The sequence below is a fragment of the Burkholderia stagnalis genome, assembly GCF_039848545.1.
Lineage (GTDB): Bacteria > Pseudomonadota > Gammaproteobacteria > Burkholderiales > Burkholderiaceae > Burkholderia > Burkholderia stagnalis.
This window is the reverse complement of the sequence record NZ_CP156685.1, coordinates 1,167,622-1,193,447: the sequence shown is the minus strand read 5'-3', so window position 1 is coordinate 1,193,447 and position 25,826 is coordinate 1,167,622. Positions and strand designations below refer to the sequence as shown.

General features: G+C 67.5%; 27 protein-coding genes and 1 pseudogene. 20 read left to right on the top strand and 8 right to left on the bottom strand.

Annotated features, from left to right (window positions below; genetic code table 11):
- Positions 1 to 29: 29 nt before the first annotated feature.
- The 3 genes from ABFO07_RS05670 (at position 30) to ABFO07_RS05660 (ending at position 2,873) form a co-directional block, all read left to right on the top strand.
- The gene (locus tag ABFO07_RS05670; RefSeq protein ID WP_059802059.1) at positions 30 to 1,250 is read left to right on the top strand and encodes an SAM-dependent methyltransferase; all 1,221 of its coding nucleotides are present in this window, start codon (positions 30 to 32) and stop codon (positions 1,248 to 1,250) included.
- A 23-nt stretch (positions 1,251 to 1,273) separates the two neighbouring features.
- Positions 1,274 to 2,575: a DUF72 domain-containing protein gene (locus ABFO07_RS05665; RefSeq protein WP_347468532.1), complete on the top strand. Its 1,302-nt coding sequence runs from the start codon at positions 1,274 to 1,276 to the stop codon at positions 2,573 to 2,575.
- A 67-nt stretch (positions 2,576 to 2,642) separates the two neighbouring features.
- Positions 2,643 to 2,873: a hypothetical protein gene (locus tag ABFO07_RS05660; protein WP_347468531.1), complete on the top strand. Its 231-nt coding sequence runs from the start codon at positions 2,643 to 2,645 to the stop codon at positions 2,871 to 2,873.
- On the opposite strand, the gene msrA is transcribed toward ABFO07_RS05660, so the two are convergent.
- A complete protein-coding gene (gene msrA, locus ABFO07_RS05655; protein ID WP_059557259.1) occupies positions 2,789 to 3,349 on the bottom strand; it encodes a peptide-methionine (S)-S-oxide reductase MsrA in 561 nt (186 codons plus the stop codon). The two genes, ABFO07_RS05660 and msrA, sit on opposite strands and share 85 nt — an antisense overlap.
- A 563-nt stretch (positions 3,350 to 3,912) precedes the next feature.
- On the opposite strand from msrA, the gene ABFO07_RS05650 reads away from it, so the two are divergent.
- From ABFO07_RS05650 to ABFO07_RS05640, 3 genes are all read left to right on the top strand, one after another.
- Positions 3,913 to 5,319, top strand: coding sequence for a selenium-binding protein SBP56-related protein (locus ABFO07_RS05650; protein WP_347468529.1), 1,407 nt, complete (start codon positions 3,913 to 3,915; stop codon positions 5,317 to 5,319).
- 5 nt (positions 5,320 to 5,324) lie between these two features.
- Positions 5,325 to 5,981 (top strand): hypothetical protein, encoded by a 657-nt coding sequence (locus ABFO07_RS05645; RefSeq protein WP_155636389.1) that lies wholly within the window; start codon positions 5,325 to 5,327, stop codon positions 5,979 to 5,981.
- A gap of 179 nt (positions 5,982 to 6,160) precedes the next feature.
- Complete coding sequence (locus ABFO07_RS05640; protein WP_059802068.1) at positions 6,161 to 6,670, top strand: flavin reductase family protein; 510 nt, start codon at positions 6,161 to 6,163, stop codon at positions 6,668 to 6,670.
- Here ABFO07_RS05640 and ABFO07_RS05635 read toward each other — a convergent pair.
- The gene (locus ABFO07_RS05635) at positions 6,657 to 7,157 is read right to left on the bottom strand and encodes an Lrp/AsnC family transcriptional regulator (RefSeq protein WP_017334015.1); all 501 of its coding nucleotides are present in this window, start codon (positions 7,155 to 7,157) and stop codon (positions 6,657 to 6,659) included. The two genes, ABFO07_RS05640 and ABFO07_RS05635, sit on opposite strands and share 14 nt — an antisense overlap.
- Positions 7,158 to 7,287: 130 nt before the next feature.
- Between ABFO07_RS05635 and kynB the strand changes: the two genes are divergently transcribed.
- From kynB to ABFO07_RS05590, 9 genes are all read left to right on the top strand, one after another.
- A complete protein-coding gene (kynB, locus tag ABFO07_RS05630) occupies positions 7,288 to 7,929 on the top strand; it encodes an arylformamidase (RefSeq protein ID WP_060014539.1) in 642 nt (213 codons plus the stop codon).
- Positions 7,930 to 7,956: 27 nt separating this feature from the next.
- Positions 7,957 to 9,210 carry a kynureninase gene (kynU, locus tag ABFO07_RS05625; protein ID WP_430733046.1) on the top strand — a complete coding sequence of 418 codons (1,254 nt, stop codon included), beginning with the start codon at positions 7,957 to 7,959 and terminating at the stop codon, positions 9,208 to 9,210.
- Between the two features lie 98 nt (positions 9,211 to 9,308).
- Positions 9,309 to 10,235 (top strand): tryptophan 2,3-dioxygenase, encoded by a 927-nt coding sequence (kynA, locus tag ABFO07_RS05620; RefSeq protein WP_059557248.1) that lies wholly within the window; start codon positions 9,309 to 9,311, stop codon positions 10,233 to 10,235.
- 285 nt (positions 10,236 to 10,520) lie between these two features.
- Complete coding sequence (dalD, locus tag ABFO07_RS05615; protein ID WP_059985296.1) at positions 10,521 to 11,915, top strand: D-arabinitol 4-dehydrogenase; 1,395 nt, start codon at positions 10,521 to 10,523, stop codon at positions 11,913 to 11,915.
- Between the two features lie 101 nt (positions 11,916 to 12,016).
- On the top strand, positions 12,017 to 13,498 hold the full coding sequence (xylB, locus tag ABFO07_RS05610; protein ID WP_059923436.1) for a xylulokinase: 1,482 nt from the start codon (positions 12,017 to 12,019) through the stop codon (positions 13,496 to 13,498).
- A gap of 121 nt (positions 13,499 to 13,619) precedes the next feature.
- The gene (locus ABFO07_RS05605; RefSeq protein ID WP_430733045.1) at positions 13,620 to 14,567 is read left to right on the top strand and encodes a sugar-binding transcriptional regulator; all 948 of its coding nucleotides are present in this window, start codon (positions 13,620 to 13,622) and stop codon (positions 14,565 to 14,567) included.
- Positions 14,568 to 15,219: 652 nt separating this feature from the next.
- Positions 15,220 to 15,693: a hypothetical protein gene (locus ABFO07_RS05600; protein ID WP_347468672.1), complete on the top strand. Its 474-nt coding sequence runs from the start codon at positions 15,220 to 15,222 to the stop codon at positions 15,691 to 15,693.
- A complete protein-coding gene (locus ABFO07_RS05595; protein WP_347468523.1) occupies positions 15,621 to 15,941 on the top strand; it encodes a M35 family metallo-endopeptidase in 321 nt (106 codons plus the stop codon). Before ABFO07_RS05600 ends, ABFO07_RS05595 begins: the two co-directional genes overlap by 73 nt.
- An 11-nt stretch (positions 15,942 to 15,952) precedes the next feature.
- Complete coding sequence (locus tag ABFO07_RS05590) at positions 15,953 to 16,402, top strand: hypothetical protein (protein ID WP_347468521.1); 450 nt, start codon at positions 15,953 to 15,955, stop codon at positions 16,400 to 16,402.
- 180 nt (positions 16,403 to 16,582) lie between these two features.
- Here the strand turns inward: ABFO07_RS05590 and ABFO07_RS05585 are convergent, their stop codons facing one another.
- Both ABFO07_RS05585 and ABFO07_RS05580 read right to left on the bottom strand, forming a co-directional pair.
- Complete coding sequence (locus ABFO07_RS05585; protein WP_059879716.1) at positions 16,583 to 17,794, bottom strand: MFS transporter; 1,212 nt, start codon at positions 17,792 to 17,794, stop codon at positions 16,583 to 16,585.
- Positions 17,791 to 18,987 (bottom strand): serine hydrolase domain-containing protein, encoded by a 1,197-nt coding sequence (locus ABFO07_RS05580; protein ID WP_059958400.1) that lies wholly within the window; start codon positions 18,985 to 18,987, stop codon positions 17,791 to 17,793. Before ABFO07_RS05580 ends, ABFO07_RS05585 begins: the two co-directional genes overlap by 4 nt.
- Positions 18,988 to 19,101: 114 nt before the next feature.
- Between ABFO07_RS05580 and ABFO07_RS05575 the strand changes: the two genes are divergently transcribed.
- The 5 genes and pseudogenes from ABFO07_RS05575 to ABFO07_RS05555 all read left to right on the top strand — a co-directional run bounded on the left by ABFO07_RS05575 (position 19,102) and on the right by ABFO07_RS05555 (position 21,935).
- Complete coding sequence (locus ABFO07_RS05575) at positions 19,102 to 19,986, top strand: LysR family transcriptional regulator (RefSeq protein WP_059906625.1); 885 nt, start codon at positions 19,102 to 19,104, stop codon at positions 19,984 to 19,986.
- A 189-nt stretch (positions 19,987 to 20,175) separates the two neighbouring features.
- Entirely contained in the window at positions 20,176 to 20,337 is a 162-nt protein-coding gene (locus tag ABFO07_RS05570) for a hypothetical protein (RefSeq protein WP_155628840.1), read from the top strand.
- Positions 20,270 to 20,506 (top strand): annotated as a pseudogene (locus ABFO07_RS05565) (PAAR domain-containing protein); the annotation flags it as partial. The gene ABFO07_RS05570 and the pseudogene ABFO07_RS05565, both read left to right, overlap by 68 nt.
- Positions 20,507 to 20,863: 357 nt before the next feature.
- Positions 20,864 to 21,532: a M35 family metallo-endopeptidase gene (locus tag ABFO07_RS05560; protein WP_081070548.1), complete on the top strand. Its 669-nt coding sequence runs from the start codon at positions 20,864 to 20,866 to the stop codon at positions 21,530 to 21,532.
- Positions 21,525 to 21,935 (top strand): hypothetical protein, encoded by a 411-nt coding sequence (locus ABFO07_RS05555; protein ID WP_124490270.1) that lies wholly within the window; start codon positions 21,525 to 21,527, stop codon positions 21,933 to 21,935. Before ABFO07_RS05560 ends, ABFO07_RS05555 begins: the two co-directional genes overlap by 8 nt.
- A 123-nt stretch (positions 21,936 to 22,058) precedes the next feature.
- Here ABFO07_RS05555 and ABFO07_RS05550 read toward each other — a convergent pair whose 3' ends face one another.
- From ABFO07_RS05550 to ABFO07_RS05535, 4 genes are all read right to left on the bottom strand, one after another.
- Positions 22,059 to 23,168: an ABC transporter ATP-binding protein gene (locus ABFO07_RS05550; RefSeq protein ID WP_059802094.1), complete on the bottom strand. Its 1,110-nt coding sequence runs from the start codon at positions 23,166 to 23,168 to the stop codon at positions 22,059 to 22,061.
- 68 nt (positions 23,169 to 23,236) lie between these two features.
- Positions 23,237 to 23,968 carry an HAD family hydrolase gene (locus ABFO07_RS05545; RefSeq protein ID WP_059879729.1) on the bottom strand — a complete coding sequence of 244 codons (732 nt, stop codon included), beginning with the start codon at positions 23,966 to 23,968 and terminating at the stop codon, positions 23,237 to 23,239.
- Positions 23,965 to 24,819, bottom strand: a complete 855-nt coding sequence (locus tag ABFO07_RS05540; protein WP_059879731.1) for a carbohydrate ABC transporter permease — start codon at positions 24,817 to 24,819, stop codon at positions 23,965 to 23,967. Before ABFO07_RS05540 ends, ABFO07_RS05545 begins: the two co-directional genes overlap by 4 nt.
- Positions 24,816 to 25,760 (bottom strand): carbohydrate ABC transporter permease, encoded by a 945-nt coding sequence (locus ABFO07_RS05535; protein ID WP_059906637.1) that lies wholly within the window; start codon positions 25,758 to 25,760, stop codon positions 24,816 to 24,818. The genes ABFO07_RS05540 and ABFO07_RS05535 overlap by 4 nt, the downstream gene beginning before the upstream one ends.
- Positions 25,761 to 25,826: the final 66 nt, after the last annotated feature.

Sequence of the window (25,826 nt, the reverse complement as noted above, 5' to 3'; positions counted from 1 at the left end):
TTCGATTCAACGGACAACGGAGATTCCAAATGTTCTGGGAAAAGAAGCTGGCACAGTGGGCGGACGAAGTACGGGCGAAGGCGAACATTCCGGCGCGTCTCGTGTTGTGGAACGGCGATCAGCTCGATTTCGGCACGTTCGCCGCGCCGCAGGTCACGCTGAAGGTCAACAGCGCGTCGGCGCTGCCGCTGCTGCTCGAACCGAGCCTCGACAACCTCGGCGAGGCGTACGTGAAGGGCAAGATCGACATCGACGGCAAGCTGTCGGACATCATCAACATCGGCTACTCGCTCGCGCGCAGCACGGTGACGAGCGCGAGCAAGCTCGCGCGCGTGAGGCGCTACTTCAGCCACACGAAGAACACCGACAAGAAAGCGATCCAGTATCACTACGACGTGTCGAACGAGTTCTACAGGCTGTGGCTCGACGAGAACATGGTCTACTCGTGCGCGTACTTCGAGAACGGCGACGAGGATCTCGCGACCGCGCAGATCAAGAAGATCGACCACATCCTCACGAAGATCCAGCTGCAGCCGGGCCAGCGCCTGCTCGACATCGGCTGTGGCTGGGGCGCGCTGGTGCTGCGCGCGGCGAGCAAGTTCGGCGCGCAATGCCTCGGCGTGACGCTGTCGCAGAACCAGTTCGACCTCGCGACCGAGCGCGTGAAGGCGGCCGGGCTGCAGGACCAGATCGAGATCCGCCTGCAGGACTACCGCGAGATCGACGGCCAGTTCGATCGCATCACGAGCGTCGGGATGTTCGAGCACGTCGGCCGCAAGAACCTGCCGCTCTACTTCTCGCGCGTGCGCGAGCTGCTCGCCGACGACGGCATCGCGATGAACCACGGCATCACGTCGACGGATGCCGAAAGCGGCGAAACCGCGCTCGGCGGCGGCGAGTTCATCGACCGCTACGTGTTCCCGGACGGCGAGCTGCCGCACATCAGCCTCGCGCTCGAGGCCGCGCAGCGCGGCGGGCTCGAAGCGATTGACGTCGAGAGCCTGCGGCGGCACTATGCGCGCACGCTCGACATCTGGACCGACAACTTCGAGGCGAAGGCCGAGGAGGCCAGAAAGCTCGTCGACGACGAAAAATTCCGCATCTGGCGCGTGTACCTCGCCGGCTGCGCGTATGCGTTCGAGCACGACGACGTGTCGATCTTCCAGATCGTGTGCCGCAAGGCCGGGCAAAGCGCGAAAACGCTGCCGTGGTCGCGGCGCTATATGTACGAACACGCGCTGCCGCGCTAGGCGGCGCTTCACGCACGGCATGCATGGATGACGGCAGGACGCGGCGCAAGGCGCCGCCAGGACGGAAACAACACGACGATTCGGACGGAACGCCCGCCGACGGACAGTTCGACCTGTTCGGCGCGGCGCCCGATGACGCACGCGCCGTTCCCGCCGCGGATGACGACACCCGTGCGAACGCCGGCAGTGACGTCGATCCGACGCCGGACGACGACGACGGCGGCGCACCGCCGACGCGATCGCATGCGCCACGCCGCCCAGCCGACGAAACCTCCCCGCCCTCCACCGGCCTGCTGTGGGACGAGCCCGCGCCGCCGCCCGTGTCGAAGAAAGGCAAGCGCCGGCGCGGCGTACCGCCCGCGCCGATCGCGCCCGACGTCGCGGCCGCCGCGGCCGGGCTGCCGCCGAACGTGCGGCTCGGCACGTCGTCGTGGTACTTCCCCGGCTGGAACGGCATCGTCTACGACGGCGACTTCGCGCAAACCAAGCTGTCGCGCGAAGGGCTCGAAGCATATGGCGCGCATCCGCTGCTGAAGAGCGTGAGCCTCGACCGGTCGTTCTACGGCCCGCTGTCCGTCGCAGACTACCTTCGCTACGCGCAGCAGGTGCCGGACGATTTCCGCTTCGTCGTCAAGGCGCCCGCGTCGGTCACCGATGCGGTCCTGCGCGGCCGGCGCGGCGAGCCGTCCGGGCCGAATCCGACCTTCCTGAACGCGCAGCTCGCCACCGACGAGTTCGTCCGGCCGTGCCTCGACGGGCTCGGCGCGAAGGCCGGCGTGCTGGTGTTCCAGTTCTCGCCGCTGCCGGACACGCTGCTCGCCGACCCGGCCGCGCTGATCGACCGGCTCGGCGCGTTCTTCGCGGCGCTGCCGCCGCTGCCGCCCGAACCGGACGCGCCGCGCTATGCGATCGAGATCCGCGATGCGAGCCTGCTCACGCCGCGCTTCATCCGCGCGCTCGCCGCGCACGGCGTGCGCTATTGCGTGGGCCTGCACGCACGGATGCCCGACCCGCTCAGGCAGGCGGCCGCGCTCGCGCTGCTCGACGGCGACGCGCCGGGCCCGCTGATCGTGCGCTGGAGCCTGCACGGCGGCTTCAAATACGAACAGGCAAAAGCGAAGTACGAGCCGTTCGACCGGCTCGTCGACGAGGATCCGCACACGCGCTCGGCGCTCGCCGAGCTGGCCGCGCGCTATGCGATGGCGGGCCAGCCGGTGATCATCACGATCAACAACAAGGCGGAGGGGTCCGCGCCGCTGTCGTGCATCGCGCTGGCGCGCGAGATCGCCGCCGCGTGCGCGAACTGGCGCGGCGAGGCGGCCTGACGGCGAGCGCCGGCCGGCCCCGCGGCCGTGTCGGCGTGTCGGCGTGTCGGCGTGTCGGCGTGTCGGCGTGTCGGCCGTATCGGCCGTATCGGCCGTATCGGCCGTATCGGCCGTATCGGCCATGTCGGTCGTGTCGGTCGTGTCGGTCGTGTCGGTCGTGTCGGTCGTGTCGGTCGTGTCGGTCGTGTCGGTCGTGTCGGTCGTGTCGGCCGATCAAGCGCCGCGCGACGACTTCAGCCGGTGCGCGAACTTCTGGCGGAATTTCGCGAGCTTCGGCCCGATCACGACCGAGCAATAGCCCTGGCCCGGATTGCGCGCGTAGTAGTTCTGGTGGTAATCCTCGGCCGGCCAGTAGTTGCCGTCGAGCGGCACGACCTGCGTGACGATCGGCTGCCCGAACACCTGCTCGCGCTCCAGCGCGCGGATCACGTCGAGCGCGGTGTCGCGCTGCGCGTCCGAATGCGTGAACACCACCGACCGGTACTGCGTGCCGACGTCGTTGCCCTGACGATTGAGCTGGGTCGGGTCGTGCGTCGCGAAGAAGATCTCGACGATCTCGCGATAGCCGATGCGCGCCGGGTCGAACGTGACGTTGACGACCTCCGCGTGCCCGGTGTCGCCGTCGCACACGTCGCGGTAGCCCGGGTTGCGCGTGTGGCCGCCCGCGTAGCCCGATTCGACGGCCGTCACGCCGTCGACGTCCAGAAACACCGCTTCCGTACACCAGAAGCACCCGCCTCCCAAAGTCGCGGTTTCAAGCATCTCGTTCACCATCCGTTCATACAAATAGCCGTTGAGAAGGGAGCGGGCGGGAAATGCACGCCGGCTCCCGGCGTTCGTCATGCGCGGTCCGTCCAGTATAGAAACGGGACGGGCGGCAGGTGCAGCAGTATCGCATTCGCGTTCGAATCGCGTTTGGGTTGCCGGCCTCGCGCGCAATCACGTCGCCGTGCATTCTCGACTACACTAGCCGACACCCGCCGCGAACTGGCAGCGTTCCCCGGCGGGACACTCGACGCACGCTTCATCCCGATGCACCGCCGTCCGCTGCGACAGCGCGCTGGATGCTTCAGCGGCCTCACTCGCCTCGACGGCTCGCTCGAGCCAGGGCCGGCAGCCACGCCCGCCGGCCCACCGTTGATGATTCACCCGACGCACGGCATTTGTTTCGTTTCTCGATGGAAGGACGGCGCCGCCCGCTCGCGCTCGGGCACCGCGGCTGCCGGCAGCTCCGCCCGGCCGCGGCGGCCAACCCGCCCGGTCGTCTCACATAACAAGGCTGCACGCGGCGCCCACGATCGCGCCGCGCGATGCGGCTCCCAACCGAGGGCTCTACCATGACCATGCGGCCTGATCCGACGTTTCACGCATCGCCCGAACTCGCGATGCGCGCGCCGGCCGAATCGTTCGCCTACACCCTGCTGCTCAGCCCCGACTTCTCCCGCCCCGACGCGCTCGCCGTCATCGACGTGAAGCCCGGCTCGGAGACCTACGGCCAGATCGTGCATACGGTGACGATGCCGACCACCGGCGACGAATTCCATCACTTCGGCTGGAATGCGTGCTCGTCGGCGCTGTCGCCGCTCACCGGCCACGCGTTCCTGCAGCGCCGCTACCTGATCATCCCGGGCCTGCGCTCGTCGCGCATCTACGTCATCGACACGCATCCGCACCCGACCCAGGCGCGCATCCACAAGATCATCGAACCCGACGAAGTGTTCAGCAAGACCGGCTATTCGCGGCCGCACACGGTCCATTGCGGCCCCGAAGGGATCTACGTGAGCACGCTGGGCGGCGCCGGCAAGGACGGCACGGACGGGCAGCCGGGCATCTTCATCATGGACTGCGAGACCTTCGACGTCGTCGGCCGCTGGGAGATCGACCGGGGTTCGCAGGACAAGCATTACGACTTCTGGTGGAACCTGCCGCGCGACTACATGGTGTCGAGCGAATGGGCGCTGCCGCCGCAGTTCGAGAACGGCATCGTCCCCGAGGAACTGCTCGCAAACCGGTACGGGCACCGGCTGCATTTCTGGGACCTGCGCGCGCGGCGCAACGTGCAGACCATCGACCTCGGCGCGCAGCACCAGATGGCGCTGGAGGTGCGGCCCGCGCACGATCCCGCGCGCGAATACGGCTTCCTCGGCGTCGTGATCGACACGACGAACCTCGAGGGGTCGATCTGGACCTGGTGGCGCGAAGGCGGCCGGTTCCACGTCGAGAAGACCGCGACGATCCCGGCCGAGCCCGCGCCCGCGGACCAGCTGCCGCCGCTGCTGAAGCCGTTCGGCGCGGTGCCGCCGCTCGTGACCGACATCGACCTGTCGCTCGACGACCGGTTTCTCTACGTGTCCTGCTGGGGCACCGGCGAAATGCGCCAGTACGACGTCAGCGACCCGCGCAAGCCGAAGCTGGCCGGATCGGTCCATATCGGCGGCATCGTGCGGTGCACGCCGCACGCGAACGGCAAGCGCTTCGCGGGCGGGCCGCAGATGGTCGAGATCAGCCGCGACGGCAAGCGGGTCTACTGGACGAACTCGCTGTACTCGACGTGGGACGACCAGTTCTACCCGGACGGCGTGCCGGGCGCGCAAGTGATGGCGCATGCGGGGCCCGACGGCGGCCTCGCGCTTGCGAACGACTACTGGGTGGAGTTTCCGGACGGCTACCGCGCGCACCAGATCCGGCTCGAAGGCGGCGATTGCTCGACCGATTCGTTTTGCTATCCGTCGGCCCGGCCGTGAGCGGCATGCTGCCGTCGCAGCTCGGCCTCTGGTCGGCGGTGCTCGCGAGCGGCCTCTATCACGGGTTCAATCCCGCGATGGGCTGGCCGCTCGCGGTGTCGAACGGGCTGATGGCGCGCCGCACCCGCGCGCTGGCCGCGGCGCTCGGCTATCTCGCGCTCGGCCACGCGCTGGCGGTGCTGGCGATGATGCTGCCGTTCGGCGCGCTCGCCGCGCTGGTCGCGTGGCAGACGCCGATCCGGCTCGGCGCAAGCGTGCTCGTGATCGGCTGCGGCGCGGTGCTGCTGATCCGGCCACGCCACCCGCGCGTGCTCGCGCGGATCCCGCCGTCGCGGCTCGGCCTGTGGTCGTTCGCGGTCGCGATCGCGCACGGGGCCGGGCTGATGCTCGTGCCGATCTATCTCGGGCTGTGCGGGATCGGCCTCGATCGCGCGCACCGGGCCGCGGCGGCGCTGATCAACGCCAGCCTCGGCATGGCGCTCGCCGTGGCCGTCACGCATGCGGCCGCGATGCTCTCGGCCGGCGGCCTGATGGCCTGGCTCGTGTACCGCTACCTGGGGCTGCGATTCGTGTCGCGGAGCTGGTTCAACCTCGATACGGTGTGGGCGTCGAGCCTGATCCTGATCGGCGCGCTGTCGCTGGGGCTCGAAGCCGCCGCCTGACAAACCGGCGGCCGCTGCCGCCGCCCGCGCCGCGCCGGTTCCGTCCGCGCGGCGCGATTCCGCTAAAATCGTGCCATGCGTCCCACTTCCAGACCGATCGCCTTGTCGCCCGTCATCCGCCTCGCCCGCTTCCCCCGCCGCGCGCCCGGCGCGCCCGCTTCGTTCCGCAAGGCCGCCCGATGACCCGCGCGACCCCGCCGAACTTCGATGCCGCCGCGTTCCGGCAAGCGCTCGGCCAGTTCGCGACCGGCGTGACCGTCATCACGACGCGCGCGCCGTCCGGGCAACTGGTCGGCATCACCGCCAGCTCGTTCAATTCGGTCTCGCTCGACCCGCCGCTCGTGCTGTGGAGCCTCGCGCATAAATCGGCGTCGATGCCGGTGTTCCGCGGCAACAGCCACTATGTCGTCAACGTGCTCGCGGCGTCGCAGCTCGAGCTGTGCAAGCGCTTCGCGACCTTCAAGGGCGACCGCTTCGAGGGCATTGCGCACGCGGCCGGCAACTCCGGCATGCCGGTGCTCGACGGTGCGATCGCATGGTTCGAATGCCACAACCGCAGCCGCTACGACGAAGGCGACCACGTGATCTTCGTCGGCGAGGTCGAGCGCTGCGGCGTGCATCCGGATGCCGCCGCCGCCGCGCCGCTCGTGTTCCACGGCGGCGCCTTCCACGGCCTCACACGGCTTTGATCGCGCCGGTGCGCGCAAGCGCGACCGGCGGGCCTGCCTCGTCCTTCAGCGTCTGCAGCACGATGTTCGAGCGGATGTCCATCACGCCCGGCGCCTTGTACAGGCGATTGAGCACGAAATCGGAATAGTGCTTGAGATTGTGCGCGAGCACGCGCAGCAGGTAGTGGCTCTCGCCCGTCACGACGAACGCGCCGACCACCTCCGGCCATTCGCGCAGTTCCTCGGCGAAGCGTTCGTGCCATTGCGTCTGCTCGTTGCGCATCGACACCTGCACGAATGCCTCCAGCTCGAAGCCGAGCTTCTCGCGGCTCAGGCAGGCGCGGTAATGCTCGATGACGCCCTGGTCTTCCAGCAGGCGCATGCGCCGCAGGCAGGCCGATGGCGACAGCGAAATCCGTTCCGCCAGGTCCAGGTTGCTGATTCTGCCTTCCTCCTGCAGGACCGCCAGAATCCGGCAGTCGGTGGCATCGAGCGTGATCGCGTGCATTTTTGGTCCCCGTTTTCCCTGTGATTCGAATTATCTGCCAATCTGGCGGTTTGTCCACGGCTATTTCGCAAGCACTTTCTGCGAGCGTCCGCCTATCATGCGAAGCATCAATTCGCCGATTCGTCATGCCATGGACACACTCTGGGACATCTCCCCGCCCGTCGATCCCGCCACCCCCGTGTGGCCGGGCGACACGCCCGTCACGGTCGAACGCGTGTGGCGGATGGAAGCCGGCTCGCCCGTCAACGTCGCGCGCCTGACGCTGTCGCCGCACACCGGCGCGCACACCGACGCGCCGCTGCACTACGACGCCGACGGCGCGCCGATCGGCGCAGTGCCGCTCGACGTGTACCTCGGCCCGTGCCGCGTGATCCACTGCATCGGCACATCGCCGGTCGTCACGCCGGACGCCGTCGCGGCCGCGCTCGACGGCGTGCCGCCGCGCGTGCTGCTGCGCACCTATGCGCAGGCGCCCGCCGCGCAATGGGATCCGGCTTTCTGCGCGGTCGCGCCCGCGACCATCGACCTGCTCGCCGAACATGGCGTGAAGCTGATCGGCATCGACACGCCATCGCTCGACCCGCAGGAATCGAAGACGATGGATGCGCATCGTCGCATCCGCGCGCACCGCATGGCGATCCTCGAAGGCATCGTGCTCGACGCGGTGCCGCCCGGCGACTACGAACTCATCGCGCTGCCGCTCAAGCTCGCGACGCTCGACGCGAGCCCCGTGCGCGCCGTGCTGCGCAAGCTGCCCGGCCGCCCCGACTGAATCACCCGCAACCCGCACCCGACCATCATGATCAAGACCCGTGAAGACGCGCTCGCGCTCGACCGCGACGACCCGCTCGCCCCGCTGCGCGACCAGTTCGCATTGCCAAGCAACGTGATCTACCTCGACGGCAATTCGCTCGGCGCGCAGCCGCGCGCGTCGGCCGCCCGCGCGCAGCACGTGATCGGCGCCGAATGGGGCGACGGCCTGATCCGCAGCTGGAACACCGCCGGCTGGTTCGCGCTGCCGCGCCGCCTCGGCAACAAGCTCGCGACGCTGATCGGCGGCGCGCCCGACGAGACCGTCGTGACCGACACGATCTCGATCAACCTGTTCAAGCTGCTCTCCGCAATGCTGCGCTATCAGGCCGAGCGCGCGCCCGAGCGCCGCGTGATCGTGTCGGAGCGCTCGAACTTCCCGACCGACCTGTACATCGCACAGGGGTTGATCGAACAGCTCGGCGGCGACTACGAACTGCGCCTGATCGACGATCCGGCCGAGCTGCCCGACGCGCTCGGCGAGGACACCGCGGTCGCGATGATCACGCACGTGAACTACCGCACCGGCTACATGCACGACATGCCGGCCGTCACGCAGCTCGTGCACGACGCGGGCGCGCTGATGCTGTGGGATCTCGCGCATTCGGCGGGCGCGGTGCCGGTCGACCTGAACGGCGCGCACGCGGACGGCGCGGTCGGCTGCACGTACAAGTACCTGAACGGCGGCCCCGGCTCGCCCGCGTTCGTGTGGGTGCCGGCGCGCCACCACGCGCATTTCTCGCAGCCGCTGTCCGGCTGGTGGGGCCACCGCGCGCCGTTCGCGATGCAGCCCGAGTTCGCGCCCGATCCCGGCATCGCGCGCTTCCTGTGCGGCACGCAGCCGATCGTGTCGATGTCGATGGTCGAATGCGGGCTCGACGTGTTCCTGCAGACCGACATGCACGCGATCCGCCGCAAGTCGCTCGCGCTGACCGACGCGTTCGTCGCGCTCGTCGAGGCGCGCTGCGAAGGCCACGCGCTGAAGCTCGTCACGCCGCGCGCGCACCAGCAGCGCGGCTCGCAGGCGAGCTTCGAACATCCGCACGGCTACGAAGTGATGCAGGCGCTGATCGCGCGTGGCGTGATCGGCGACTATCGCGAGCCGCACGTGCTGCGCTTCGGCTTCACGCCGCTCTATATGCGCTTCGTCGACGTGTGGGACGCGGTCGAAACGCTGCGCGACATCCTCGACACCGGCGCGTGGAAGGCGCCCGAGTTCGCCACGCGCGGCGCGGTGACCTGAGCGGCCCCGGCCGGCGCGTGCGATGCGCACGCGCCGGCGGGCCATGCGCCCCGCCGCCCCCTCTTTCAATCCTGGAGACAGTCGTGAACTCTGGTCATATGCAGCCGCCCGGCAACGACGCGCCGGCGGGTTGCCCGTTCTCGGGCGCTCAAACGGCACGCCCCGCGCACGAAGCGCCGCACGTGCCGGGCGAAGCCGGCGAGCAAGCCGGCTGGCACAACGCGCAGCTCGATTTCTCGAAGTCGATGAGCTACGGCGACTACCTGTCGCTGAACAAGATCCTCGATGCGCAGCATCCGCTGTCGCCCGATCACAACGAGATGCTGTTCATCATCCAGCATCAGACGAGCGAGCTGTGGATGAAGCTCGCGCTGTTCGAGCTGCGCGAGGCGCTCGGCGCGGTGCATCGCGACGCGCTGCCGCCCGCGTTCAAGATGCTCGCGCGCGTGTCGCGCATCCTCGAGCAGCTCGTGCAGGCGTGGAACGTGCTCGCGACGATGACGCCGTCCGAGTATTCGGCGATGCGGCCGTATCTCGGCCAGTCGTCGGGCTTCCAGTCGTACCAGTACCGCCAGCTCGAATTCCTGCTCGGCAACAAGAACGTGCAGATGCTGCAGCCGCATGCGCATCGCCCGGACATCCTCGAACAGGTGCGCGCGACGCTCGAGGCGCCGTCGTTCTACGACGAGGTCGTGCGCCTGCTCGCGCGGCGCGGCTTCCCGATCGCGCCCGAGCGGCTCGCGCGCGACTGGACGCAGCCGACGCAGCACGACGAAACGGTCGAGGCCGCGTGGCTCGAGGTGTACCGTCATCCGCAGCAATACTGGGAGCTGTACGAGATGGCCGAGGAACTCGTCGATCTCGAGGACGCGTTCCGCCAGTGGCGCTTCCGCCACGTGACGACCGTCGAACGCATCATCGGCTTCAAGCAGGGCACCGGCGGCACGAGCGGCGCGCCGTACCTGCGCAAGATGCTCGACGTCGTGCTGTTCCCCGAGCTCTGGCACGTGCGCACGACGCTGTAACCTGCCGCCCGCCCGGCGCCGTCATGGCGACGTGCGGGCCGCTTCCCCCCTTCCCGCCGAGCCGATCGCGCTCACCCCGCCGCGCCGCCGTCGCCAGCGGCTGCCCGGCCTCGCCGCAGCGCACCATCGAAAGTCCACGTCCCTGCCTTGACTTTCGCTCGCCCCGATACGATCATTCGCCCACATAGAGAGCAAATGATCTATCGCGACCGCAGGCGGCCGCCCGCCTGCATGGGATCCGGGCGGCGTGCCCAGGCGCCAACCCCGGTCGACAGGAGACATCAGATGAGCGATTCGTCCCCCGCCCACGCGCCCGTGCTGCTGCACATCGGCGCGGGCTCGTTCCACCGCGCGCACCAGGCGTGGTACCTGCATCGCGTGAACGCGGCCGTGCCGGCCGCCGAGCGCTGGTCGCTCGTCGTCGGCAACATCCGCGACGACATGCGCGCGACGATGGACGCGCTCGCCGCGCAGCACGGCGTCTATACGCTCGAGACGGTCACGCCGCAAGGCGAGCGCGCGTACGAGACGATCCGCGCGATCACGCGCGTGCTGCCGTGGTCGATCGATCTCGCCGCGCTGATCGACGCGGGCGCCGATCCGGCTTGCCGGATCGTGTCGTTCACCGTCACCGAAGGCGGCTACTACCTCGACGAGCACAACCGGCTCGACCTCGCGAACCCCGACCTCGCAGCCGACCTGCAGGGCGCGCGCACGACGCTGTACGGCGCGCTCGCGGCCCTGCTCGCCGAGCGGATGAAGCGCGGCGCGGGCCCGCTCACGCTGCAGAGCTGCGACAACCTGCGCAGCAACGGCGCGCGCTTTCGCGCGGGCATGCGCGCGTTCCTCGAACGGCGCGGCATGGATGAACTGCTCGCGTGGTTCGATGCGAACGTCGCGTGCCCGAGCGCGATGGTCGACCGGATCACGCCGCGCCCGACCGACGACGTGCGCGAGCGCGTGCGCGCGGCGACCGGCGTCGACGACGCGTGCCCGGTGATGGGCGAAGCGTTCATCCAGTGGGTGATCGAGGACCGCTTCGCGGCCGGCCGGCCGAAGTGGGAGCTGGCGGGCGCGGAACTCGTCGACGACGTGCACCCGTACGAGGAAGCGAAGATCCGCATCCTCAACGCGACCCACAGCTGCATCGCATGGGCCGGCACGCTCGCGGGCCACACCTACATCCACGAAGGCACGCACGACGCGGCGATCCGCCGCTTCGCGCACGACTACGTGACGCAGGACGTGATCCCGTGCCTGAGCCCGAGCCCGCTCGATCTCGCGCGCTACCGCGACGTCGTGCTCGAACGCTTCGGCAATCCGTACGTGCTCGACACGAACCAGCGGGTCGCCGCGGACGGCTTCTCGAAGATTCCCGGCTTCATCGCGCCGACGCTCGCCGAATGCTTCGCGCGCGGCGCGGCGCCCGTCGCGACCGCGGTGCTGCCCGCGCTGTTCCTGCGCTTTCTCGAACGCTGGGCGCGCGGCGCGCTGCCGTATGCGTACCAGGACAGCGTGATGGACGAACACGCGGCGCGCGCGATCGTCGGCGCGGGCGACCCGGTCGCCGCACTGTGCGCGGACCGTCAGCTATGGGGCTCGCTCGCCGGCAACGCGGCGCTGTTCGAAGCGATGCGCGCGGCGCTCGCGCGCGTCGACGCCTGGCTCGCGCCGCGCTGACGCGCACGCGGCGCGGCGCGCGCGTCGGGTCAAACCGGCATTGGCACACGCCGTCCCGCGCGGCTAAAGTAGCGGCTCCCCCCTGACGGAACGGATCGCACATGTATCTCGGCATCGACCTCGGCACCTCGGAAGTGAAGGTGCTGCTGCTGGCCCCGGACGGCGCGGTCGTCGGCACCGCGGGCACGCCGTTCACCGTGTCGCGGCCGCATCCGCGCTGGGCCGAGCAGCATCCGGACGACTGGTGGCGCGGCACCGTCGACGCGCTCGCCGCGCTGCGCGCGCGTCACCCGCAAGCATTCGCGCAGGTGCGCGGCATCGGCCTGTCCGGCCAGATGCACGGCGCGGTGCTGCTCGACCGCGCCGAGCGCGTGCTGCGCCCCGCGATCCTGTGGAACGACATGCGCAGCGCCGACGAATGCGCGCTGCTCACCGAACGCGCGCCCGGCCTGCATGCGCTCGCCGGCAACCTCGCGATGCCGGGCTTCACCGCGCCGAAGCTGCTGTGGGTCGCGCGGCACGAACCCGACGTGTTCGCGGCCACCGCGTGCGTGCTGATGCCGAAGGACTACCTGCGCTTCCGGCTGACCGGCGCGAAGGTGTCCGATCCGTCCGATGCGGCCGGCACGCTGTGGCTCGACGTCGCGCGCCGCGACTGGTCCGACGCGCTGCTCGCCGCGTGCGGGATGACGCGCGCGCAGATGCCGAGGATCGTCGAAGGCAATGCGCCGTCCGGCACGCTGCGCGCCGACGTCGCGCGTGAACTCGGGCTGTCGGAGGCCGTCGTCGTCGCGGGCGGCGGCGGCGACAATGCAACCAGCGCGCTCGGCATCGGCGCGATCCATGCGGGCGACGGCTTCGTGTCGCTCGGCACGTCGGGCGTGCTGAGCGTCGTCGGCGACCGCTTCATGCCGAACCCGGCCTCCGCGGTGCACGCGTTCTGCCACGCGATTCCGGACCGCTGGCAGCTGATGAGCGTCGTGCTGTCGGCGGCGAGCTGCCTGCGCTGGGTCTGCAAGCTGACCGGCACCGACGAGCCGGCGCTGCTCGCGGAAGTCGAGGCGCTCGACCCCGACGCACGGGCGAACGCGCCGCTGTTCCTGCCTTACCTGTCCGGCGAGCGTACGCCGCACAACGACCCGTACGCGCAGGGCGTGTTCTTCGGGATGACCCATGCGACCGAGCGCGCGCATCTCGGCTACGCGGTGCTCGAAGGCGTGACGCTCGGCCTCGCCGACGGCTTCGATGCGCTGCATGCGGCCGGCGTCGAGACCGACAGCCTGTCGCTGATCGGCGGCGGCGCGCGCAGCGCGTTCTGGGCGCAGCTGATCGCCGATGCGCTGGACGTGCGCACGCGCCAGCACGGCGGCGGCGAGACGGGCGCTGCGCTCGGCGCGGCGCGGCTCGGCTGGCTCGCGGTCGGCGGCGATCCGCGCACGGTGCTCGCGAAGCCGCCGGTGCGCGCGGAGTACGTGCCCGATGCGGCCCGCCATGCGATGCTGCGCACGCGCCTCGCGGCGTTCCGCGAGCTGTACACGCACGTGCGCCCGCTCTACGAACCGTCGCGCGCGCGGCTCGCCTGAGCGGCCCGCGCCCGCGCGCCGCGCGTGGGCGGTGCGCGCACGGCCGCCGGCGCCGAGTGCGGTACAGTGCAACCCATTGCGCCGCCCGCCGGCCCGCCAAGATCCGAATCGAATCGCTATCGTGCCCAAGTCCTCAGAAAAACTCGATCTCGCCACCCGCGCGGCGTGGCTCTACTACGTCGCGGGCGACACGCAGAACGAAATCGCCGAGAAGCTGCAGGTGTCGCGCCCGGTCGCGCAGCGCCTCGTCGCGTTCGCGGTGGAGAAGAACCTGATCCGCGTGCGCGTCGATCACCAGCTCGCCGACTGCCTCGACCTCGGCATGCAGCTGTCGAAGCGCTACGGCCTGTCGATGTGCGAAATCGTGCCGGTCGACGACGATGCGCCCGAAGCGATCGACCGCAAGCTCGCAGTCGCCGGCGCGCAGGTGATGGAGCGCTACCTGAACGAGACGCGGCCGATGGTGATCGCGGTCAGCAGCGGCCGCACGCTGAAGGCCGCGGTCGCGCAGATCGCGCAGCTCGACCGGCCGCAGCACCGGCTCGTGTCGATGGTCGGCGCGATCGCCGCCGACGGCTCGTCGAACCGCTACGACGTCGCGCAGTACATCTCCGAGAAGACGGGCGGCAAGCATTTCCTGCTGCCCGCGCCGCTGTTCGCCGACAGCGACGCCGAGCGCGCGCAGTGGTGCAATCACCGGCTGTACCGGATCGTCGAGGCGCTGTCCGGCGAAGCCGACGTCGCGTTCGTCGGCATCGGCAACATCGGCCCGCACTGCCCGCTTTACGAGGACGGCTTCATCACCGCGCCTGAGCGCGACGAGATGATCGCGCTCGGCGCGGTGGCCGAACTGCTCGGCGAGCCGATCGACGCGCGCGGCCGCCGGATCGCGGCGTCGACCAGCGCGCGCGTGACGAGCGTGTCGCTCGGCACGCCGCCGAAGCGGCCGACGATCGCATTCGCGGGCGGGCCGAAGAAGCACGACGCGGTGATCGCCGCGCTACGCGGCGGCTGGCTGTCGGGGCTCGTCACCGACGAGGCCTGCGCGCGGGCGGCGCTGGAGGCGTAAAACGCCGACCCGCGCGCCCCGGCCAATATCCGCGGGCTCCGGGGCGTGTGATGAACTTTCGCTCGGCTATCGGCTTCGATTCGGCCGTTCATAGTCATCGTCTCATGGAGACGCATCGGAAAATGTTCACCCTCATCGTCCTCTTCCGTTGGGCGGCGCAAAAAAATAATCAGTAGTCCGAGTTTCGAATTCGTCTGATTGATTCTTCTTTCTCGTTCGCGCAAATTCTGTGCGGAGTAGTGCTCGCCCATTTGTCGAGAAAGGAGGTCTGGATGAGTCACCAGCAGAAGGCACCAATCCATCTTTTTGCGACCGCCGGCTCACTCGCGGGGCATGGCCGCCAGCGCCCGGCGGTCATCGGGCCTGCCGATGCCCACGTCAGCCATATCGGGGCCTACAAGGCCGGTAGCGGGGCAACATGATCGCTACGTTCTCGCCAGAGGCGACCGAGCCGGAAACACGGTAATCACCGAAGGTCTCGGCAAAGTAACCTGCTCGAACCCGTCACCAGCCGTACAAGTCGCCACGCTCTACATGAAAACCTACTGCACAGCCTGCAGGCAGGAGGGATTCACGCACCGCAGGAGCCATGCTGGTGCAGACCGACACGGCAGCGCATTCTTGAAAATCCATATGAAGGAACAATGAATCGATGAACGAATTCTCTGAAAAAAATCAATATGGCTTCGACATAGACGAAGACAGCGAATGGTTTCTCGTGCACTCAGGTGCCGTTACCAATACAAACCCCGGCTCAGTGGTTTACGTGGATATTGACACTACACCAATCTGCCCCAACATGACTGACAAGGAGTTTCGCGTTATGGCAAGACGCCTTTTGGAGTGGGCAGCGCAAGCCGTTGATCGGCGAATCTCCGATTTAAACATAAACGATCACAAAACAAAAGAACGCATGGAATTCTGGTTCGGCGTGAGCGATGAGACGACACGCCAATATTTGCTGACAGGTTTCAGGCGAGTTTCCGGAGTAATAAAGTCACTTGCTCCGACAAATTTAGTACGCGCCAATCCAGAAACAGACAAAATCCTAGGATGCGCCCCAATCTCAAGAACCTGGATGGTGAAGCAGCGCACGTTTGCGCACCAAACACGGATAGACGCTTAATCAGCATTAGCAAAAAATTTTGCAGTGGACTACGCGACGAAGATGAAGATCACGACTCACGGGTTTCAACAATTATTCACGAAGCAACACATTTCATCGATACGTTTGCGAGCGGCGACTCCATGTACACCATCTCGACACCGCTAGCAATGTGGGGACAACGAAATTCAGAACTAGCGTTGAGAAATGCCGACAGCTTGGCGGGCTATGTGCTTTACGGGGAAAAGCGATACGGTTACTCTGATTAATCGGAGGATCTATGAACAAATTTTCCATTTCCGCCATCCTCATCATTTCGGCGTCGTGTGCACTTCCATCCGCTGTCTGGGCAAAATGTGCAGGATCAGTGAATCTCCCAAGTCAACAGGCATTTTTCAAATTTCATAAAAATGAGAAATCACTAGACCCGATAGAGACAAAAAGATTAATTGATTGGGCGACAGAAATGCAGAAAAAATATCCGGTCCATCAATGGCTGTCGATCAGTGCGGAAGCGCAACCCGACGAGGATCGCCCCAACGATTTGGCGGCCTCGCGAGCGGTTTCGCTCGCGAAGCTTGCGCTTGACGATGGCTTGGTCCGCGCGCCCATAGAACTAAAGACACACGTCGGCTCGCTTGGAAATCCCGCGAGCTACGGAGACGATGCGCGAATGGGCGTGCTTCAGCTGAATCCCGGATGCCCCAACAACTGCTGCGATGGAGACTGACCGATGCCCCGCATACGCGGGGCTCTTTTGCCAATCAATGCTGTGGTTGGATGGTCGATCAGTCTGCGTTGGCGCGCTATCACGTTTGAATGGAGACACGCGCCGCCCGCGCTTCCATGAGCGGCCTATGCTGTTCCAGGGGAAACTCGCGCCGAACCTGCACCGGGCTCGCAGCCGCGCTCACGCCGGCTGCGGCGCGGTGAACCCGTGGCGATGCGCGCGCCACGCGCCGAGCCATGCCGCCGCCAGCAGCCCGGCCAGCACCCACGGCATCACGCCCGCACCGGGCCCGTCGAGCAGCAGGCCGCCGACGATGCCGCCACCCGCGATCGCGAGATTCCACACGGTCACCAGCATCGATTGCGCGACGTCGGCGGCGTCCCCCGCCGCATTCGCGGCAGCGGTCTGGAACAGCGTCGGCGCGCCGCCGAACGCGAGCCCCCACAGCGCGACGCCCGCATAAACGGCCGGCACGCCGCCGCCCGCGCCGAGCATCAGCGCCGCGCATGCGAACAGCGCGATGCCGGCGAGCGTCAGCCGCCGCTGCGCGTGGCCGATCCATGCGCCGGTCAGCGCGATGCCAACCAGCGACGCCACGCCGAACACGAGCAGCACCGCGTCGACCTGGCCGCCCATCCCCGCCCCCGCGAGAAACGGCGCGATGTACGTATAGAGGATGTTGTGCGCCAGCACGTACGCGAACATCACCGCCAGCACCGGGCGCACGCCGGGCAGCGTCAGCACGCCGAGCACCGGCCGGCGCGCGCCGGCCGGCTGCCCCGGATGGTCGGGCACGCACGCGCGCACCCACACGATCAGCGCGAGCGCCGCGAGCGTGATGCACGCGAACGCGATGCGCCAGCCGAGCGCCGTGCCGAGCGCGGTGCCGGCCGGAATGCCGATCGACATCGCGACCGGCGCGCCGAGCATCGCGACCGCGATCGCGCGGCCACGGAGCCGCTCGCCGACCATCCGGCTCGCGTAGCCGGCCAGCAGCGCCCACAGCAGGCCGCCCGACATCCCCGCGACGAACCGCGCGACGAGCGTGAGCACGTAGTACGGCGAGACGGCCGTCAGCGTGTTCGACACGACGAAGCCGGCCAGCGCGGACAGCAGGAGCCGGCGGCGGCGCATCCCGCGCGTCGCCGCGACGAGCGGGATCGCCGCGACGATCGAGCCGATCGCGTACACCGTCACGAGCTGGCCGACCAGCGCCTCGGTCACGCGCAGGTCGCGGCCCATCTGCGTCAGCAGGCCGGCCGGCAGCGCCTCGGTGAGGATCGTGACGAAGCCGGCCGCGGCCAGCGCGAGCAGGTTCGCGACCGGCAGGCGTTCGCGCGCCGCCGCCTGCTCGTGCGCGGGCCGCCCGGAAACCGATGCGCAGTCGCTCATGCCGCGCTCCGTGCGTCGACGCCGTACACCGCATCGCGCACGTCGGTCACGATGCGCCCGTGCATGCCTTCGTACAGCGTGTTGCTCAGCGCGACGACCGTCAGCCCGGCCGCACGATCGACGAACCACGCATGCCCGTACGCGCCGCCCCAGCGCCAGGTGCCGACCGACTCCGGCGACTGCGCGGCCGCCGGATCGCGCAGCACCGAGAAACCGAGCCCGAAGCCGAACCCCGGCGCGGCCGGCAAATCGTGCGCGCCCGGCTGGATGCGCGCCATCTCATCGATCCAGCCGGCTTCCAGCCAGCCGTCGCGGCCGGTGCGCAGCGCTTCGAGCAGCGCCAAACAATCGCGCGCGGACCCCACCATGCCCGCGCCGCCCGACGGCCATGCCTGCGCGTCGAACGCGCGCGCGGGCGCGAAGCGGATGCCGATGGTGTCGTCGAACACCGGCGCGAGATCGGCGTCCGCCATCCGGCGCGGCGCGCCGGCCGTGCTCACGTAAGGCGTCGCGAAGCGCGCGGCGTCGTGCGCGACGAACGCGGTGTCGGTCATGCCGAGCGGCGTCGTGACGAGCGCCGCGACCGCGTCGGCGAGCGGCCGTCCGTCGACCGCCTCGATCAGCGCGCCGGCCACGTCGATCGCCAGCGAATAGCCCCACGACGTGCCGGGCGCGTACTGCAGCGGCACGCTCGCGATGCGCCGCACGTTATCGGCAAGCGTGATGCGCGCGAGGTCCATCCCGTCGGACACGCCGGCGCGCGCATACGGGCCGTCGCCGTCGGCTTCGAGGAAGCGGTAGCCGAGGCCGGCCGTATGCGACAGCAGATGACGCAGCGTGATGCGCGCGGGCCGGCCGTCGGGCAGGGTCGGCGTGAAGTCGGGCAGCCAGCGCGCGACCGGGTCGTCGAGCCCGATGCGGCCCGCCGCGACGAGCCGCATGGCCGCGGCCGTCACGATCGGCTTGGTGACCGACGCGAGCCGGAACAGCGCGTCCTCGCGCATGGGCGTGCCCGCTTCGCGATCGGCGAGCCCGACGGCGCGCGCGTAGCGCAGCGCACCGTGGCGCGCGACCAGCACGACCGCGCCGACCATGCGCTCGTCGGCGAGCGCGCGCTCGAGCGCGCCGTCGAGCCGGCTGCGCAGCGCGGCGTCCGGTTCGGCTTCGTAAGCGGTGACAGGCAGGGATGACATGGCGTGACCTCGACAGTGGAAGGAACGCCCATCGTAGGGAGCCGGCAAAACAAGAAAAACTGGGCTAGAGTTCCGGACACTCCGGACGCCGGCGTCCGCAATCGGGGATCGTGCATGGAAAGTCTGGGCGGCTTCGTCGTCTTCGTTCAGGTCGCGGAAACGCGCAGCTTCGTCGCGGCCGGGCGCGCGCTCGGGCTGTCGGCGTCGGCGGTCGGCAAGCGGATCGCGCGGCTCGAGGCGCGCCTGAACGTGCGGCTCTTTCACCGCAGCACGCGCAGCATCACGCTGACGGCCGAAGGCACGCGCTTTCTCGAACGGTGCCGGCGCGTGCTCGCCGAAATCGACGCGGCCGAGCAGGAGCTGACGCACAGCGCCGTAGCGCCGCGCGGGCGGCTGCGCGTGAGCCTGCCGACGATCGGCACGCTGCTGCTGCCGGTGCTCGCCGACTTCATGGCCGCGTATCCGGAGATCGAACTCGATATCGATTTCAGCGACCGGCTCGTCGACGTCGTCGACGAAGGCTTCGACGCGGTGCTGCGCACCGGCCGGCCGTCCGACTCGCGGCTGTCGTCGCGGCTGCTCGGCCATTTCCGCCAGCATCTCGTCGCCTCGCCCGCCTACCTCGAACGGCACGGCACGCCGCGCACGCCGGCCGACCTCGCGATGCACCGCTGCCTGCACTATCGATTCCCCAGCAGCGGCAAGCTCGAAATCTGGCCGCTGCGCGCGCCGCACTCGGGCCTGCAGCCCGAGGTGCCCGTCTCGATGGTCAGCAACAACGCGGAAACGCGCCTGTGCTTCGCGCTGCGCGGGCTCGGCATCGCCTGCCTGCCCGAATTCTTCGTGCACGACGGGCTCGCCGACGGCAGGCTGCGCGCGGTGCTCGACGAACACGTCGCGAGCCTCACGCCGTTCTACGTGCTGTGGCCGTCAGGCCGCCATCCGACGCCGAAGCTGCGCGCGTTCGTCGACTACATGGCGCAGCACCTGCGCCTCTGATCGATTCCGACTCGTCATCTCGCGGAAACTCATCGGAAATTGTTTGTACACATCCATTTGCTGTCGGGCAGCGGCTATTAATAAGTTAGTAATGCATATTTCGAATCCGTCCGATTGCTTCCCCTTTCTCTTTCGCGCTAGTTTAGCGCGGGGTAATTCTCAGCCATTTTTTCAAGACGGGGAATCTGGATGAAGAATCAGCAAAGGGCACCGACTCATCATTTCGCCACCATCGGTGCGCTTACGGCGCGCGGCGATCGGGTGACCAAAGCCACCACGGGCCTTGCCGTCGTCGGGCCCGTGCTTGCCCGAGTCAGCTACGGCGACGATTGCGGAAATACTCAGGCATGAGGCGCTACGACATTTCAAAGGTGACCGCACAACGGCGGGCGGCACGGTCATCACTGGCGACGCGAGTGACCGACTCTATGATCGCGAACGGGCTTACGAGCGGGATAAGGTGTGGTGTCCCGCTCGTCAATCGACCGGATATATGGTCTGCGATGGCCCGCGTCTGCCGACGACAGATCCGGACGGTAGAGAGGTCGCGCTTAACGATGACTTGTGCGTGTGTAAATGTGAGCCAAGTCCTCGCCTGCTCGCGTCTCAGAACGTCTCATATATTGACCTAGACTCCGGCCCCGTAGCGAGGCTGACCGATGGCCTCGCCGCCGACACGGCGGTAAGTGTCGAACACGACGAGCAATACGTGTTGCTCGACGCGAAAACCGACCGACCGATGGCTGACATAAGCTACCGAATCGTTACCGGTTGCAGTCAGACTTTTACCGGTATAACGAACACCGCAGGACAAACAAATCGCATCTGGACGGATTTACCATCATCCTTAAAATTTATACGACGGGAGACTCATTCAATGAAAAATTTTGATGCGAATGACGACGGCAATTGGTTTCTCGTCCATTCAGGCGCCGTCACCAATACAAACCCCGGATCGGTGGTTGAGGTCATGATCAACACCGAAAAAATATGCCCGAACATGACAAACAAGGAGTTTCGGGAGATGGCATTGAATAAGCGAGATCAAGCCGTCTCCCTTATTGCGGCGAGGCTTCATGATTTGCAGCGCTGGGCTGCGGTCGACAAAGCGCGTGTGCAACAATGGTTTGGCAGGCATGATGAAGACACGCGAGCAAAACTGATCAACGGATTGACTGCAATCACAAGAGTGCTGAAGGGACTCACGGGTTATAACTTCACTCGCTGGGATAGTGAACGGCACGTACATATTGGCTGCGTTCCGAATCCGAACAAATCTGGTGTTGTCGCGTCTGTTTGCTCGCCGGATACCGAAACCCATACAATTGCGATACATCTCGACTTCTGCTCGATGCGCGACTTCTCTTGGGATAAAGACTCCGTTGTCTCCACACTTATTCATGAAGCCAGCCATTTTAGCGACACAATGAGCACCAAAGATCATCGCTACTTCATGAATCAATGCTTGACCTTTGGAGCAGAAAACCCAGACCAAGCCATAAACAACGCTGACAGCATTTCCGGATACGTCATCTACAATGCTTAAATCCATCCCTGGCTTCTGCCTCCTCATTTCCAGCCCCACGTTTGCGTGTACGGCAAGCGAGAATTTTGATATTTATTTCCCCATCAACAGCGCGACCGTACCGAATGCAGAAATTGTCCGGCTCGCAAACTGGGCAATCGACCAGAAAATTTCTTACGCAAATCACACGACAAAGGAAGAAATACTCGTCAGCGGGCACGCTGAAGAAAGTGAACAGCACCCGCAACAACTTGCGCAATCACGCTTAGAATCCGGTCGCACATTGCTTGAGCAACTGCACTTTCTACGTGGGACAGTAAAAGCGAGCGCGCGCGTCTATTCACATCGAGACGTGGATAACGGGCGACGTGTCGAGATTTCGTTCGAGCCTGATTGCCCGAATAAATGTTGTACGGGTCGATAGCCTCAATAGTCCGTACCGGGATACGGTAGCGCCGCAACCACTATAGGTCGAATAGTGCTCGCGGGAATTCATCCCGGCATCTTGCCTCCGTCGAACGAAAGTTCACAACACGCTCTGACGTGTTCAAGCCGCCTTCGCATGCGGGCTGAGCCGCCGGAACGCCTGCCCCTGCTCGTCGAACAGGTGGCAGTGCCCGGCGTCCGCCTGCACGCGCAGCGCCTCGCCGGTGCGATACGTGTCGAGCGGCGGAATCCGCGCGATCAGCCCGTCCGGCGCGACGGCCGACTCCGCATACAGGTACGCGGCATCCCCGAGCGATTCGACGGCCATCGTTCGCGCGGCAACGCCGTCGGCCCCTGCCCCGACCCTCAGATGCTCGGGCCGCACGCCGACCGTCACCGCCGCGCCGCGCTGCAGCCCGCCCGCGTCCACCGCGACGCGCTGAGTCTCGCCGCTGTCGAAGCGCACCAGCACGCCGTCCGCGTCGACCGCTTCGACCGTGCCCTTCAGGAAGTTCATCTTCGGCGAGCCGATGAAGCCCGCGACGAACTGGTTCGCCGGCGCGTGGTACAGCGTGTTCGGCGTGCCGACCTGCTGCACGCTGCCGCCCGACAGCACGACGATCTTGTCCGCGAGCGTCATCGCCTCGACCTGGTCGTGCGTCACGTAGATCATCGTCGTCTTCAGCTCGTCGTGCAGCCGCGCGAATTCCAGCCGCATCTTCACGCGCAGCGCCGCGTCGAGGTTCGACAGCGGCTCGTCGAACAGGAACACTTTCGGCTTGCGCGTGATCGCGCGGCCGATCGCGACGCGCTGCCGCTGGCCGCCCGACAGCTGCTTCGGCTTGCGGTCGAGCAGGTGGTCGATGTGCAGGATCTTCGCGGCCTGCTTCACGGCCTGGTCGATCTCGGGCTTCTTCGCGCCGGCGAGCTTCAGGCCGAACGCCATGTTGTCGTACAGCGTCATGTGCGGGTACAGCGCATACGACTGGAATACCATCGCGATGCCGCGCTTCGCGCTCGGCACGTCGTTCACCTTCGCGCCGTCGATCAGCAGGTCGCCGCTCGAGATGTCCTCGAGCCCCGCGATCATCCGCATCAGGGTGGATTTGCCGCAGCCGCTCGGGCCGACGAACACGACGAACTCGCCGTCGGCGATGTCGAGGTTCACGTCGCGCAGCACGTCGTTGTCGTCGTAGCGCTTCGCGATGTTGCGCAGGATCACGCTTGCCATGATCTGTCTCCGTTGGATTCGTTGAATCCGTTGAATTCGTTTGATGCGCCGCGCGCGCGGCGCGTGGTTCAGTGCGGCAGCACCGCGCCCGTCGCCTGCCAGCGCGCGACGTAGCCGGGCAGCTCGCGCATGTCGTCGAACACGTGCCGCGCGCCGATGCCGCGCAGCGCGTCGACCTGCGCGGGCGATGCGTGCCCCGCGCCGACGAAGCCGAGCACCGTCATGCCGGCCGCGGCCGCCGCGGTGATGCCGGCCGTGCTGTCCTCGACGACGAGGCATTGCGCAGGCGACGCGCCGAGCGCGTGCGCGGCCGCGAGATACACGTCCGGCGCGGGCTTCGGGCGCGCGACGGCGTCCGCGCAGAACAGCCGCTCGCCGAAGAAGCGCTTGAGGCCCGTGCGCGCGAGCGCCGCCTCGACGTACGCGCGGTAGCTGTTGCTTGCGCACGCGATCGGAAGCGACAGCGCGTCGAGCGCGGCGGCGATGCCGTCGACGGCCGGCGCGTTCACGGCCGCCGCCTCGACCGCGCGCCGGATCGCGTCGACGTCGGCCACGCCCAGCGCACGGCCCGCCGCGTCGCTCGCGCCGGCCAGCACGCGTTCGATCCGCAGGCCGAGCAGCGGCATCACGACCGGCCGCGCGTCGACGCCGGGCCAGCGCGCTTCGAGCTCGCGCACCAGCACGTCGGCGGCCACCGCCTCGCTGTCGATCAGCACGCCGTCGCAGTCGCAGATCAGCACGCCGTCGTGCTGCATGTCGCTCACACGTTCGCCGGCAGCACCTTCTCCGACGGCACTCATTTCACCGCCCCGAACGTGAGCCCGCGCACGAGCTGCTTCTGCGACAGCCAGCCGACGATCAGGATCGGCGCGACCGCGAGCAGCGAAGCGGCGGACAGCTTCGCCCAGAACAGCCCCTCGGGGCTCGAGTACGACGCGATGAACACCGTCAGCGGCGCCGCGTTCGAGCTCGACAGGTTGATGCTCCAGAACGCCTCGTTCCACGACAGGATCACGAGCAGCAGCGCGGTGGACGCGAGCCCCGGCAGCGCCATCGGCATCAGCAGGTAGACGATCTCCTGCCACGTCGACGCGCCGTCGATGCGGCCTGCCTCGAGGATGTCCTTCGGAATCTCGTTGAAGTAGGTGAACGTCATCCACACCGCGATCGGCAGGTTGATCAGCGTGTAGACGATCACGAGCCCCGACACGGTGTCGAGCAGGCCCGCGTTCTTCCACAGCAGGTAGATCGGCACCAGCACGCCGACCGACGGCATCATCTTGGTCGACAGCATCCACAGCAGCACCTTCTGCGTGCGGCGGTTCGGGAAGAACGCCATCGCGTACGCGGCCGGCACCGCGAACAGCAGGCAGATCGCCGTGACGCCCGCCGAGATCAGCACCGAGTTCCACGCGAATGCGAAGTAGTCGCTGCGCGCGAGCACCTCGCGGAAGCTGTCGAGCGTTGGCATGAAGAACAGCGTCGACGCATACGCCTGCTGCTCGGTCTTGAACGCGGTGATCGCCATCCAGAAGATCGGGAAGAACAGCAGCAGCGCGATCAGCCACGCGAACGCGCCGGGCAGCGCGCGCCGCACGAGGCCGAACACCGCCGGCATGCGCCGGCCGGCATCGAGAGTCAGGTCGCTCATTTCTCGTACTCCCCCTTAAGGTTGCGCGCGAGCATCCGTACCAGGAAGAACGACACGACGTTCGCGACGACGACGGCGAGGATCCCGCCCGCCGACGCGAGGCCGACGTCGAACTGCTGCAGGCCGAGCGCGTAGATCAGGTACGACAGGTTGGTCGTCGCGTTGCCGGGGCCGCCGCCCGTCGTCGTGTAGATCTCCGCGAAGATCGACAGCAGGAAGATCGTCTCCATCATCACGACCACCGCGATCGCGCGCTTCAGGTGCGGCAGCGTGATGTAGAAGAACATCGCGATCGGGCCGGCGCCGTCGATGCGCGCGGCCTCCTTCTGCTCCTGGTCGAGCGACTGGATCGCGGTGAACAGGATCAGGAACGCGAACGGCAGCCACTGCCATGCGACGATGATCACCACCGCGGTGAGCGGATAGTCGGCGAACCAGTCGATCGGCGTCATGCCGAGCGCGCGCATCGCGTTCGCGACGAGCCCGTACACCGGGTGCAGGATCATGTTCTTCCAGATCAGCGCGGAGACCGTCGGCATCACGAAGAACGGCGCGATCGCGAACAGGCGCGCGATGCCCTGCCCGTAGAACTTGCGGTCGAACAGCACCGCCATCAGCACGCCGCCGATCACGGTGATCGCGAGCACCGCGCCGATCAGCGCGAGCGTGTGCCAGATCGCCGGCAGGAACGACGGATCGGTTGCGAGGAACCGGTAGTTGTCGAGGCCCGCGAAACCCTTCACGTCCGGGTTCAGCAGGTTGTAGCGCGAGAACGAGAACCAGATCGTCATCGCGAGCGGAATCGACATCCACAGCAGCAGCACCGCGACGGACGGCGACACGAGCCAGCTCGCGCCGCCGCGCGGGCGGCCGGGCGCGGCGCCCGGCGGCGCATCGCCGACCGGCGCCGCATGGCTCAGGGGAAGACGTAAGTGACGCATGATCGGGACCACCTCCGATTGAAACGCGGGCGCAACGGCCTGCCCGCCTTGCTGCGTTGTCGCGCG